The sequence below is a fragment of the Pseudomonas sp. MM227 genome, assembly GCF_947090715.1.
Classification (GTDB): Bacteria; Pseudomonadota; Gammaproteobacteria; order Pseudomonadales; family Pseudomonadaceae; genus Aquipseudomonas; species Aquipseudomonas baltica.
The window spans coordinates 3530112-3542500 of sequence record NZ_OX352319.1 but is presented as its reverse complement, the minus strand read 5'-3'; the positions used below and the strand labels follow the sequence as shown (position 1 = coordinate 3542500).

General features: G+C 56.5%; 9 protein-coding genes, 2 rRNA genes and 1 pseudogene (1 of these 12 only partly in view). 7 read left to right on the top strand and 5 right to left on the bottom strand.

The window, feature by feature from the left end; translation table 11 throughout:
- Positions 1-2364 (top strand): 23S ribosomal RNA (locus ONG87_RS16070); it begins 531 nt to the left of the window's first position.
- Positions 2365-2511: 147 nt separating this feature from the next.
- A 5S ribosomal RNA gene (gene rrf, locus ONG87_RS16065) occupies positions 2512-2627 on the top strand.
- Positions 2628-2717: 90 nt separating this feature from the next.
- Here rrf and ONG87_RS16060 read toward each other — a convergent pair.
- The gene (locus tag ONG87_RS16060; protein ID WP_264381635.1) at positions 2718-3464 is read right to left on the bottom strand and encodes an iron-containing redox enzyme family protein; all 747 of its coding nucleotides are present in this window, start codon (positions 3462-3464) and stop codon (positions 2718-2720) included.
- Positions 3465-3605: 141 nt separating this feature from the next.
- On the opposite strand from ONG87_RS16060, the gene ONG87_RS16055 reads away from it, so the two are divergent.
- Positions 3606-4472 carry a LysR family transcriptional regulator gene (locus ONG87_RS16055; RefSeq protein ID WP_192138144.1) on the top strand — a complete coding sequence of 289 codons (867 nt, stop codon included), beginning with the start codon at positions 3606-3608 and terminating at the stop codon, positions 4470-4472.
- Positions 4473-4536: 64 nt separating this feature from the next.
- Here the strand turns inward: ONG87_RS16055 and ONG87_RS16050 are convergent, their stop codons facing one another.
- The 3 genes from ONG87_RS16050 to ONG87_RS16040 form a co-directional block, all read right to left on the bottom strand.
- A complete protein-coding gene (locus tag ONG87_RS16050) occupies positions 4537-5076 on the bottom strand; it encodes a cysteine hydrolase family protein (RefSeq protein WP_264381634.1) in 540 nt (179 codons plus the stop codon).
- 72 nt (positions 5077-5148) lie between these two features.
- Positions 5149-6243 (bottom strand): NADP-dependent oxidoreductase, encoded by a 1095-nt coding sequence (locus ONG87_RS16045; protein WP_264381633.1) that lies wholly within the window; start codon positions 6241-6243, stop codon positions 5149-5151.
- A gap of 3 nt (positions 6244-6246) precedes the next feature.
- Positions 6247-7047, bottom strand: coding sequence for an SDR family oxidoreductase (locus ONG87_RS16040; RefSeq protein WP_264381632.1), 801 nt, complete (start codon positions 7045-7047; stop codon positions 6247-6249).
- A 144-nt stretch (positions 7048-7191) separates the two neighbouring features.
- On the opposite strand from ONG87_RS16040, the gene ONG87_RS16035 reads away from it, so the two are divergent.
- The 4 genes from ONG87_RS16035 to ONG87_RS16020 all read left to right on the top strand — a co-directional run bounded on the left by ONG87_RS16035 (position 7192) and on the right by ONG87_RS16020 (position 10922).
- Complete coding sequence (locus ONG87_RS16035; RefSeq protein ID WP_264381631.1) at positions 7192-7761, top strand: TetR/AcrR family transcriptional regulator; 570 nt, start codon at positions 7192-7194, stop codon at positions 7759-7761.
- 204 nt (positions 7762-7965) lie between these two features.
- Positions 7966-8643, top strand: coding sequence for a hypothetical protein (locus ONG87_RS16030; RefSeq protein ID WP_264382873.1), 678 nt, complete (start codon positions 7966-7968; stop codon positions 8641-8643).
- 150 nt (positions 8644-8793) lie between these two features.
- Positions 8794-10320: a catalase KatB gene (gene katB / locus ONG87_RS16025; protein WP_264381630.1), complete on the top strand. Its 1527-nt coding sequence runs from the start codon at positions 8794-8796 to the stop codon at positions 10318-10320.
- Between the two features lie 89 nt (positions 10321-10409).
- A complete protein-coding gene (locus ONG87_RS16020) occupies positions 10410-10922 on the top strand; it encodes an ankyrin repeat domain-containing protein (RefSeq protein WP_264382872.1) in 513 nt (170 codons plus the stop codon).
- Positions 10923-11025: 103 nt separating this feature from the next.
- Here ONG87_RS16020 and ONG87_RS16015 read toward each other — a convergent pair.
- Positions 11026-12274: pseudogene (locus tag ONG87_RS16015) on the bottom strand (IS256 family transposase).
- Between the last annotated feature and the right edge of the window lie 115 nt (positions 12275-12389).

Below are 12389 nucleotides of genomic sequence, written 5' to 3'. Positions count from 1 at the left end.
CTACTTTGTTGGGTGACTGCGTACCTTTTGTATAATGGGTCAGCGACTTATATTCAGTGGCGAGCTTAACCGAATAGGGGAGGCGTAGCGAAAGCGAGTGTTAATAGCGCGTTTAGTCGCTGGGTATAGACCCGAAACCGGGCGATCTATCCATGGGCAGGTTGAAGGTTGGGTAACACTAACTGGAGGACCGAACCGACTACCGTTGAAAAGTTAGCGGATGACCTGTGGATCAGAGTGAAAGGCTAATCAAGCTCGGAGATAGCTGGTTCTCCTCGAAAGCTATTTAGGTAGCGCCTCATGTATCACTGTAGGGGGGTAGAGCACTGTTTCGGCTAGGGGGTCATCCCGACTTACCAAACCGATGCAAACTCCGAATACCTACAAGTGCCGAGCATGGGAGACACACGGCGGGTGCTAACGTCCGTCGTGAAAAGGGAAACAACCCAGACCGTCAGCTAAGGTCCCAAAATCCTGGTTAAGTGGGAAACGATGTGGGAAGGCTTAGACAGCTAGGAGGTTGGCTTAGAAACAGCCACCCTTTAAAGAAAGCGTAATAGCTCACTAGTCGAGTCGGCCTGCGCGGAAGATGTAACGGGGCTCAAACCAGGTACCGAAGCTACGGGTATCATCTTAGGATGATGCGGTAGAGGAGCGTTCTGTAAGCCTGTGAAGGTGAGTTGAGAAGCTTGCTGGAGGTATCAGAAGTGCGAATGCTGACATGAGTAACGACAATGGGTGTGAAAAACACCCACGCCGAAAGACCAAGGTTTCCTGCGCAACGTTAATCGACGCAGGGTTAGTCGGTCCCTAAGGCGAGGCTGAAAAGCGTAGTCGATGGAAAACAGGTTAATATTCCTGTACTTCTGGTTATTGCGATGGAGGGACGGAGAAGGCTAGGCCAGCTTGGCGTTGGTTGTCCAAGTTTAAGGTGGTAGGCTGAGATCTTAGGTAAATCCGGGATCTTAAGGCCGAGAGCTGATGACGAGTTGTCTTTTAGACGACGAAGTGGTTGATGCCATGCTTCCAAGAAAAGCTTCTAAGCTTCAGGTAACCAGGAACCGTACCCCAAACCGACACAGGTGGTTGGGTAGAGAATACCAAGGCGCTTGAGAGAACTCGGGTGAAGGAACTAGGCAAAATGGCACCGTAACTTCGGGAGAAGGTGCGCCGGTGAGGGTGAAGGACTTGCTCCGTAAGCTCATGCCGGTCGAAGATACCAGGCCGCTGCGACTGTTTATTAAAAACACAGCACTCTGCAAACACGAAAGTGGACGTATAGGGTGTGACGCCTGCCCGGTGCCGGAAGGTTAATTGATGGGGTTAGCGCAAGCGAAGCTCTTGATCGAAGCCCCGGTAAACGGCGGCCGTAACTATAACGGTCCTAAGGTAGCGAAATTCCTTGTCGGGTAAGTTCCGACCTGCACGAATGGCGTAACGATGGCGGCGCTGTCTCCACCCGAGACTCAGTGAAATTGAAATCGCTGTGAAGATGCAGTGTATCCGCGGCTAGACGGAAAGACCCCGTGAACCTTTACTATAGCTTTGCACTGGACTTTGAATTTGCTTGTGTAGGATAGGTGGGAGGCTTTGAAGCGTGGACGCCAGTCTGCGTGGAGCCAACCTTGAAATACCACCCTGGCAACTTTGAGGTTCTAACTCAGGTCCGTTATCCGGATCGAGGACAGTGTATGGTGGGTAGTTTGACTGGGGCGGTCTCCTCCTAAAGAGTAACGGAGGAGTACGAAGGTGCGCTCAGACCGGTCGGAAATCGGTCGTAGAGTATAAAGGCAAAAGCGCGCTTGACTGCGAGACAGACACGTCGAGCAGGTACGAAAGTAGGTCTTAGTGATCCGGTGGTTCTGTATGGAAGGGCCATCGCTCAACGGATAAAAGGTACTCCGGGGATAACAGGCTGATACCGCCCAAGAGTTCATATCGACGGCGGTGTTTGGCACCTCGATGTCGGCTCATCACATCCTGGGGCTGAAGCCGGTCCCAAGGGTATGGCTGTTCGCCATTTAAAGTGGTACGCGAGCTGGGTTTAGAACGTCGTGAGACAGTTCGGTCCCTATCTGCCGTGGACGTTTGAGATTTGAGAGGGGCTGCTCCTAGTACGAGAGGACCGGAGTGGACGAACCTCTGGTGTTCCGGTTGTCACGCCAGTGGCATTGCCGGGTAGCTATGTTCGGGAAAGATAACCGCTGAAAGCATCTAAGCGGGAAACTTGCCTCAAGATGAGATCTCACTGGAACCTTGAGTTCCCTGAAGGGCCGTCGAAGACTACGACGTTGATAGGTGGGGTGTGTAAGCGCTGTGAGGCGTTGAGCTAACCCATACTAATTGCCCGTGAGGCTTGACCATATAACACCCAAGCAATTTGTGTCGAACGACCAGATTGCGGTGACTGTGGAGATGACACGAACCGAAAGTTCGCAGCAAGACAACCTACAAACATCACATACCCGATTCGCTGGAGTGCCTCCCAAGGGCATCCTGGCTACAGAATTTCTTGACGACCATAGAGCATTGGAACCACCTGATCCCATCCCGAACTCAGCAGTGAAACGATGCATCGCCGATGGTAGTGTGGGGTTTCCCCATGTGAGAGTAGGTCATCGTCAAGATTCAATTCGAAACCCCTATCTGCGTGAGCAGGTAGGGGTTTTGTCTTTTCCGGCGTGGTATTCCACGCCTGGCTGTCGGTAGGCCTCTCCTTAGCGGGGACGATACCCCATGGCATGGGCAATGCCATTCCAGTACTGATCGGTAAGGGTCATGAAGTCGTAGAAGCCATCTGCCAACGCCGCAAATTCATCGTCGTTGCGGCATTCGAGTGTGGCAGCGTGGATGGCCTGTATCTTGTGCTCCTTTTCGGCATTGCCGATATGCACGTAAAAGTACTCGCAGTGTTCGTGGAACTCGTCGTTTGAGGCGTATAGGTGCTGGTAGTGCCGCACGCCTTCGTACAAGCGCGTGAGCATGGAAAAGGCCAACCATTCCTGAGCCAACAGTGTCCCCAGTATGCGCTGACAGCCACGCTCGTCAGGGCGGCGGGTGTATAGGGTTTGCTGTTCCTCGATGAATTGTCGGGTACTGGGCAGGATCAGCTCATCACTCAGCTTGGTCACCGGTTTGTAGGCAACAGCCACTCGACTGAGTAGATCAGTGAGGAAGTTCTCGAGCATATGAATGTGTGCTTTTTGCGGTTGGCCGTAGCCATATTCTGAGTACAGATTCTTGGCGATCTCGACACGCGCGCACAGGTTGTCGGTGTGCAGCAGTGACAATGCAATCATCGTCGGCGTTTGTGAAGTTCTTACCAGATAATTCTTGGCAAACAGGGCCAGCTCGTCAAAAGGCAGGGGTGCGTCCATCCAACGTGCATAGAACGCGTTGTTCAGCGCCCCGTGCTGATGCACAGAGGTTGCAAGTTTAGTGATCTCTTCATAATAACCTGACATGCGCAGCTCCTTATTTGTAACCTAGTGCTTCGAAGTTGCCGTTTGGTTTTTGGTATCAGCTTGGCATTGGCAGTAGAATCCACGGGCAAGGGGACTCGCACAACCAACAAAAAATGAATCAGTGATTCACTCGAGGTGTATATGGATATTTCGCAATTGCGCATGCTCACCGCTATCTACAAAGCGGGAAGTATCGTCAAGGCCGCCAAGTCCGTACACTGCGTACCATCGAATGTCACTGCGCGCATGAAGGCTTTGGAAGCCGAAGTTGGATGTTGCCTGTTGAATAGAGGCGATAAGGGCGTGGAACTAAGTGCTGCGGGTAAACACCTGCTTATGCATGCAGAGAAAGTACTGCAGGCCTTTGGCGAGGCACAGTCTTGTTTCAACGACAGTAAAACATTTGGCGGGACTTTGAAGATAGGGGGTATAGATTCCTTCGTCAGTACGCGGCTTGCGGCCATCGCTGCAGCATTCGAGCGGGACTATCCGCAGGTTATCCTGGAGATCGTTACCGATACCTGGCCAGAACTTGTAGAACACGTTCTGGACGGGAAGCTGGATGTAGCAGTGGTGGCGATGGATACGGCCAACCCGAGACTTGTCAGCCGCAGATTACCCGGTGATCGACCGGTGCTGGTTTATCCGCAGACGTGGTTGCAACACGGACCCTTGAATCTGAACAATAGAAAAGTCCTGGCGTGGCCTGAGGGTTGTCCGTTTCACGCTGTTGCGCAGGCTTGGTGCGAGGAGTCATTGCAAGGGGTGGAATGGGTGGTATGTGGAAGTTGGGGGGGCATTCTGACGTGCGTGGCGCAAGGCATAGGCATGGCGGTGGTTCCCAGGGGCGTCTACTGCAACCACCGCGCCCTCGAAGGACTGGCTGTCTGTGACGCACTCGAGTTCGACAGCGTGGACAACTTTCTGCTGACCCACAAGCGCACTGATGGGCATCCGGTCAGGGAAGGGTTCGTACAGATGCTGTGCGCATCCGTACATTCGAATTGAATGCACGGACGTCCCGCTGAGCTGCGATCGAGTTATTTACCCAAGGCAGCAGACGTGCCCACAGTCAGCTGACGAAATCGACCGCTGCGGTTTCCTGCGCCTGGATGCGTACACCGAAGCTTTTGATGCTCGGCAGCGTGGCGGTATGGTGAGCGATGATCTGCGCCGCATCGGCATCCGCCTTGGACTGGGTGGTATGAGCGTCGCTCACCAAGGTGATTTCGTAACCCAGGCCTGCGCCACGACGGATCGTCGTGTCCACACAGAACTCGGTCGCATAGCCGCACACTACCAGGTGTGAAATATCGGCTTGCTGCAACAGCGGCTGAAGATCGGTCCTGAGGAAAGAGTCTGGCGTGGTCTTGCTGACGTAGTGATCAGTGTCAGCTGTCACGAGCCGGTTGTCGACTTTCCAGCTTTCACTGCCGCGCACCAAAAATTCGCCACTGGCAAGTTCATGCTGAACGAAAATGACCGGAACGTTTTCAGCTCTGGCACGTGCCGTCAGTGTGTTGATGCGTTCAATGACTTCAGCGGCGAAGGCCGGCGCTGGGTCCGCTTGGAACAGGCCTTGTTGTACATCGATGACGATTAGCGCTTTCACGAATTTCAAGTCCTTTGAATGAGATGAGAAGCATCGCGTCCAGCCCGGCCAACGTACCGGGCTGAGCACGGGTCAGCCTAAGCGCTTGCGCCTGATGGGTCCATATGCAAAACGTTGACTGCGAGAAACTTCATTCATGCGCAACCTGATCCAAACGGTGCTATGAGCGCTGCAGTTGGATGACCACTTTCCCTTTGCGCGGCCGTCTTGAACATGGGCCAGGGCATCTGCAGTGGCCTCGAAGGCATAGACCTTCTCGACTACGGGCGTGATGACGCTGGCTTCAATGAGTGAAGCTATCTCCCCGAGTTGGCCGCCGCTCGCACGCATGAACACGAAATCATAAGACATGCCCCGTTGCCTGACCTGGCTGCGAATGCGGTAGCTCAATGCACGCATTACTTGTATCAAGGGCCAGCCAAGACCTTGTCTGGCGCCAAATTCCGCAGTCGGTGGGCCTGAGATCGAGATCAGTCGGCCGCCACGCTTCAACACCTTCACTGACTTGCCCAATACGTCTGGTCCCAAGCTATTGAGCACTACGTCGTAATCGTGAAGCTGCTCTACGAAGTGCTGAGTCGTGTAGTCGATCACCTGGTCGGTTCCGAGGGCCTTCACCCACTCGACATTGGCCGTACTGGTGGTAGCGGCGACATAGGCACCCAGGTGTTTGGCGAGCTGTATCGCCACCGTGCCTACACCGCCGGATCCTGCGTGAATCAGAACCTTCTGGCCGGGTGTGACTTTTGCGGTTTCAACCAGTACTTGCCAGGCAGTCAATGCCACCAGGGGCAGCGATGCCGCCTGGACCATGGTCAGGTTGACGGGTTTGTTGGCCACACAGGTTTGATTGATGGCAATGCGTTCGGCGAACGTGCCGATACGCGTTTGATGGACCCGGGCGAACACATCGTCGCCCGGTTTGAAGCGGGTGACGTTCTTACCCACTTCGAGCACCGTGCCTGCCACATCATTGCCCAGTATCAGCGGCAGGGTGTAGGGCAGGATGAGCCTGAACTCGCCGTTGCGAATCTTGACGTCCAGCGCATTGACGCTCGCCGCGTGTACCTGCACCAGGACATCGTCGGCCGCCAAGGTGGGCTCTGGCATGTCAGCTATCCGGCCGATGACACGTTTGCCGTAACGATCGATGACGAAGGCTTTCATGGGTTATTGCCCGACAGGGGCAGAAGCCAGGTAGCGCTCGGCTGGACTTGCCTGGCGTAGATCCGAAAGCAGAAGGCGACGGGCACCTTCCAACGCTTCCCAACGCTCGGCCACGTGCAGCGGTGGAATGGTCACAAGCTCGCGACGGTCGTAGCCCACCAAGGCGGCGTTTACCAGATCATCCACCTCCATGATTTCCGGCAAGGTTGCAATATCGATCCCGGAGTGCTGCCAGATCTCGGTGCGGGTGGTTGCGGGCAGCAAGGCTTGCACGTAGACGCCCTTGGGGCCCAGTTCCGCCTGCAGGCCCTGGGACAGGAACAATACGAAGGCTTTGGTGGCGCCGTAGACGGTCATTTGCATTTCCGGGGCGAGCCCTACGACCGAGCCGACGTTGACGATATTTCCAGCGCCCGCTTGAATCAGGCGCGGAGCGATGGCTGCCGCCAAGCGGGTCACTGCGGTGACGTTCAGTGCCAGCAGGCTGTCGAGAGCAGTGACGCGCTGTTGCAAAAAGCCGCCTGATTGGCCTACGCCGGCATTGTTGATCAAGACCCCAATGCTGGCATCTTCGGTCAAGCGTCGTTCTACTTGCGCAAGGTCTTCAGCGCGGGTGAGGTCAGCCTGGATGACATCGACGTTCACGCCGCTTTCTTCGCGTAACTGTGCAGCCAGGACGTCCAGGCGTTCGCGATTGCGCGCTACCAGCACCAGCGCGTGGCCACGACTGGCGAAGCGTCGTGCGTAGGTAGCGCCGATGCCGCTGGAGGCGCCGGTGATCAGTACTGCAGGGAGATTGCTCATGGGGATTCATTCCTGGGAGAGACGCGCGGCAAGGATGGGCAGTGACGTTTTTATGATGATGATCGAAATCTAAACGGTCAAGCGTTTTGATGTTGATCAACATCAATGTATGCTGGTCCCTGGTTCTATTTCACAGGCACCGGCATGAAAGTCTCCAAGGCACAGGCGCAGGCCAACCGTGCGCACATCGTTGAAACCGCCTCCACCTTGTTTCGCGAACGGGGTTACGACGGTGTGAGCGTGGCTGATCTGATGGCAGCCGCTGGCTTTACCCACGGTGGTTTCTACAAGCATTTTCGCTCCAAGGCAGACCTCATGAGCGAGGCGGCGGCGTGTGGTTTCGCGCAGATGGAAGCCAGCACCGGTGAGGCGGAACGTGCAACGCTGATCGAGCGCTACCTGTCGCGCGAGCACCGCGACGCACCCGGTGATGGCTGTACCCTTGCCGCATTGTCGGCCGATGCCGCACGGCAGCCCGAAGAGATCAAAGCGGTATTCGCGCAGGGAATGGAACGGCTGTTGGCCAACGCGACGCCCGTTGACCCCGATGCAGACAAGCTCACGCAGCAGAGCGCCCGGGCCGAACGAATCAATGCACTGGCGCATCTGGTCGGCGCATTGATGCTTTCCAGAGCCTGTCCGGATGACTCCGCGCTGGCTGACGAAATCCTGGAAACCTGCCGGGCACAGGCGTTGGCGCAGGTGGAGGGTTGAGGGGACTGTCTTAACTTTGCGTCTGATGTTCCGTATGGGGAACCTGCTGAGAGGCGCCGTGCTACGCGGATGCCCGATGGCAACCCGAATCTACTTACGTGAGTGTTCACCATGACTTACCCAAACCCCACCACACTGTTCGTAGGCTGGGACGTAGGCGGGTGGAATTGCGATCGAAACCCGGCGAGCCGCGATGCCTTGGTCGTGTTGAACGCCGAGCGCCGACTCGTGGGCAAGCCGTGGCGGGGTAATCTGCGGCGGACGATCAACCAAGCAAGTTCGACCGAGCAATTCGTTGATGGGCTGTTGAGACTGTGTGAAATAGCCCCGGCACTTCACCAGGCGCCACGCGTGCTCATCGGCATCGACACTCCGCTCGGCTTCTCCAGGCCTTTCATAGACCTCATTACCCGCGGCATCGCTGTGCCCACCGTTGGCGAATCATCCAGCAATCCCTACCTGCACCGCCGCACCGAGCATTTCCTGTTCGAACGCGGGCTTTATCCGCTGTCGCCGATCAAGGACATGATCGGAAGCCAGGCGACCAAGGGCATGCATGTGCTGGGGCGATTCGCACCCATTCGTGAAGCCTGTGGCGTATGGACGGACGGGCAGATGCTGCGAGCGATCGAAGCCTATCCCTCGGCATGCAAACGCTCGGCGTGTATCGAGGCCTTGCGAGTGCCTTTCCATGTCGAGAAGGCGAGTGTGCCGCGAAGTTTCGTGCCGGGGTTCGAACATGTCGATGCACAGGATGCGCTGACCTGCGCGCTGCTGGCGTGGGCGTTCGAGCACAAGCCGCAGTGGCTGGCTCAACCGATGGCGGATATCGATCCGGTGGAGGGGTGGATATTCGTGCCGGAGGATGGGTTGCGGGCGTAGGCGGTACCGGATTAGGGGTACGGGTCCGTCCAATAACACCGGCAGGCATCTTTGCCTATCGGGCCAATAGGCTCTTCCAATTTAGCCATGCTGGTGGCTGCCGTTACCCTCAAGGTTTCTTCATAACATAAGAAGCGTGAGGGATTCACTATGAAAATCAGAACCTTATCAGGGTATGCGGTCACGGCATTGGCCATCGGCATATTCTCATCATCCGCTTTTGCCGACACTTTGACCCGCGACAACGGTGCCGCCGTTGGCGACAATCAGAATTCACAGACAGCCGGACCCAACGGGCCGGCGCTGCTTCAAGACGTTCAGCTGTTGCAGAAACTGCAGCGCTTCGACCGCGAACGCATTCCGGAGCGCGTAGTGCATGCCCGGGGCACCGGCGTACATGGCGAGTTCGTCGCGTCCAGCAACATCAGTGAGTTGACCAAGGCCAAGGTGTTCACGCCAGGAACCCACACACCGGTGTTCGTGCGCTTTTCGTCGGTCGTCCACGGCAACCACTCGCCGGAAACGCTGCGCGACCCACGTGGTTTCGCGACCAAGTTCTATACGGCGGACGGCAACTGGGATCTGGTCGGCAATAACTTCCCGACCTTCTTCATTCGTGACGCGATCAAGTTTCCAGACATGGTGCACGCGTTCAAACCCGATCCGCGCACCAACCTCGACGACGACTCCCGTCGTTTCGATTTCTTCTCCCACGTGCCGGAAGCGACGCGTACCCTCACGCTGCTGTATTCCAATGAAGGCACGCCTGCGGGTTATCGCTTCATGGACGGCAATGGCGTGCACGCCTACAAGTTCGTCAACGACAAGGGCGAAGTGCACTACGTGAAGTTTCACTGGAAAAGCCTGCAAGGTCTGAAGAATCTGGACCCGGATCAGGTTGTGCAAACCCAGGGCAAAGACTACGCGCACATGACCCATGACCTGGTCAGCGCAATCAACAAGGGCGATTTCCCCAAGTGGGACTTGTACATCCAGGTGCTCAAGCCTGAAGACCTGGCCAAGTTTGCGTTCGACCCGCTGGACGCGACCAAGATCTGGCCAGATGTGCCGGAGCAGAAGATCGGGCAGATGGTGCTGAACAAGAACGTCGACAACTTCTTCCAGGAAACCGAGCAGGTTGCCATGGCACCGTCCAACGTGGTGCCGGGTATAGAACCGTCGGAAGACCGTCTGCTGCAAGGCCGTGTGTTCTCGTATGCCGATACCCAGATGTACCGCCTGGGCGCCAACGGCATGAGCCTGCCGATCAACCGCCCTCGCGTGGCCGTCAACAACGGTAACCAGGATGGCGCCTTGAACAGCGGCCATACCACCGGTGGGGTGAACTACGAGCCGAGCCGTCTTGCGCCGCGCCCAAGTGACGACAGTGCGCGTTATAGCCAAACGGCTTTGAGCGGCACTACCCAACAGGCGAAGATTCAGCGCGAGCAGAACTTCAAACAAGCGGGCGACTTGTACCGCTCCTATTCGCCCAAGGAGCAGCAGGACCTGGTCAACAGCTTCGGCGGTTCTCTGGCTGACACCGATACCGAGAGCAAAAACATCATGCTGTCGTATCTGTACAAGGCCGATCCGGCCTATGGCACAGGCGTAACCGAAGTTGCCAAAGGCGACTTGGAAAAGGTCAAACAGTTGGCCGCCAAGCTGCAGGACTGATGCATCCGATCACCGGCCGTGCAACAACGGTCGGTGATCTTCAGGAGCAAAACCTAATGCGCTATTTCATTCCCTGGATCTGCTCGGCGATGATGGTCGCAACGGTCGCCTTGGCCGATGACACACCGCCTTCCGATACCCGGCAGCAACTTCGAGCACTGTACTTTGAAGCCGCACGCACGGGCAGTACCGACCGCTTGGGCGCGTTCATCGACGCTCATTATGATTTGGACAGCCGCGATGAAAGCGGCTACACCGCACTGATTCTGGCGGCTTATCACGGCCATAAAGATGCCGTGGAACAGTTGCTCGCAGCGGGCGCCAACCCGTGTAGCCAGGACAAGCGCGGCAACACTGCGTTGATGGGCGCCATCTTCAAGGGTGAAGTGAGCATCGCCCATAGATTGCTCGGCGCAGACTGTGCGCCGGATGAGCGTAATAACTCGGGGCAAACCGCGGCGATGTATGCGGCGCTGTTTCAGCGCAAGGATATTCTCGAGGCGTTGGCGGCGAAGGGCGCGGATTTGGATGCGCGGGATGATAGGGGGAATGATGCGCGATCGTTGGGGGAGGGGCGGTTTAGTTTGGCGCCTCTGCGTTGAGCTGTAGCGCTGGGGTATGTTGGGTATGTCATTAGCCCAGCGGGGACTGTCAGATTTTTTGTGTGCGGGGCGTTAACGGCCTGCCGCCAGGCAGGCCGTGCTTTTACCAGGTCGGCCTGATAAATCGATCTCCGTACAGAATCGCGAATTGATTCATCGCACTCTTCCAATCATGGGCCGCTGAGCCCCAGTTTGCCGTGATGTTGCGTAGCCCAAGCCAGATCAGTTTCGTCGCCGCATCATCGGTCGGGAAGTGGCCGCGGGTCTTGATGATCTTGCGCAGCTGAGCGTTGATGCTCTCGATGGCGTTGGTCGTGTAGATCACTTTTCGGATCGCTGGCGGGAACAAAGAATGGAATCACTCGATCCCAAGCCCGACGCCAAGCCGCCACTACTGTTGGATACTGCTTGCCCCATGGCCCGTTTTCAAACGCATCGAGGGCTTGCTCAGCCGCTTCGGCGGTGACCGCCTGATAGATCGGTTTGAGCGCCTTCGCCAGTTCGCGACGTTTATCCCAAGCCGCGTAATCAAGGCTGTTGCGGATCAGATGAACGATACAGGTCTGCAATGTCGTATCCGGGAACACGGCTCCAAGGGCTTCTGGCATGCCTTTGAGGCCATCGGTGACGGCAATTAGTACGTCTTCGACGCCGCGTGTCTTGAGGTCGTTAAAAACCTTCATCCAGAACTTCGCGCCTTCGGTATTTTCTATCCAGATGCCGAGGATATCGCGCGTTCCGTCGGGCAAAACGCCTAAGGCCAAGTAGATCGCCTTGTTGCGAACTAGCCCTTCTTCACGGATCTTGACCCGCAGGGCATCGAAGAAAATCACCGGATACATCGGCTCTAGAGGCCGCTGCTGCCATGCGCCGATCTCGGCCATGACCTCGTCGGTTACCGAGCTAATGAAGTCGGGCGAAACGTCCGTACCGTACTGCTCGGAGAGGAATGCACGGATTTCTCTGACCGTCATTCCACGGGCATACATGGCGATGATCTTGTCGTCAAAACCGGTATAACGGCGCTCGTGTTTGGGGATCAGGATGGGCGCGAAACTGCCGTCCCGGTCGCGCGGAATATCCAGTCGGATGGGGCCATCTCCGGTCAGAACCGTCTTGCCACTTTTGCCATTGCGCTGGTTGGTCTCATCCTCGGGGCGCTGCGCGCCCGGCGGATAGCCCAGGTGATGGCCGAGTTCGGCACCCAGAGCTCGCTCGATCAAAGCCTTCTTGAACGCCGCAGAGGCGTCCTCGATGGCTTCCGCGGTCATCATCCCTTCGCTGAACTGCTCAAGCAGTTCTTTTGGGATTTTCGGTAGCTTCCGTAACTCGGGTTTCTTTTTGGTTGGCATACATGCACCTCTTACTCATGTTATGCCCGAACACAAAATTTCTGACACCCCCGTTGGCATACATGCACCTCTTACTCATGTTATGCCCGAACACAAAATTTCTGACACCCCCGCC

Bases quoted from the DNA above. Each gene is read 5' to 3' on its own strand.
- ONG87_RS16060 (WP_264381635.1), bottom strand. From the start codon at position 3,464: ATGTCAGGTTATTATGAAGAGATCACTAAACTTGCAACCTCTGTGCAT.
- ONG87_RS16055 (WP_192138144.1), top strand. From the start codon at position 3,606: ATGGATATTTCGCAATTGCGCATGCTCACCGCTATCTACAAAGCGGGA.
- ONG87_RS16045 (WP_264381633.1), bottom strand. From the start codon at position 6,243: ATGAAAGCCTTCGTCATCGATCGTTACGGCAAACGTGTCATCGGCCGG.
- ONG87_RS16040 (WP_264381632.1), bottom strand. From the start codon at position 7,047: ATGAGCAATCTCCCTGCAGTACTGATCACCGGCGCCTCCAGCGGCATC.
- ONG87_RS16035 (WP_264381631.1), top strand. From the start codon at position 7,192: ATGAAAGTCTCCAAGGCACAGGCGCAGGCCAACCGTGCGCACATCGTT.
- katB (WP_264381630.1), top strand. From the start codon at position 8,794: ATGAAAATCAGAACCTTATCAGGGTATGCGGTCACGGCATTGGCCATC.
- ONG87_RS16020 (WP_264382872.1), top strand. From the start codon at position 10,410: ATGATGGTCGCAACGGTCGCCTTGGCCGATGACACACCGCCTTCCGAT.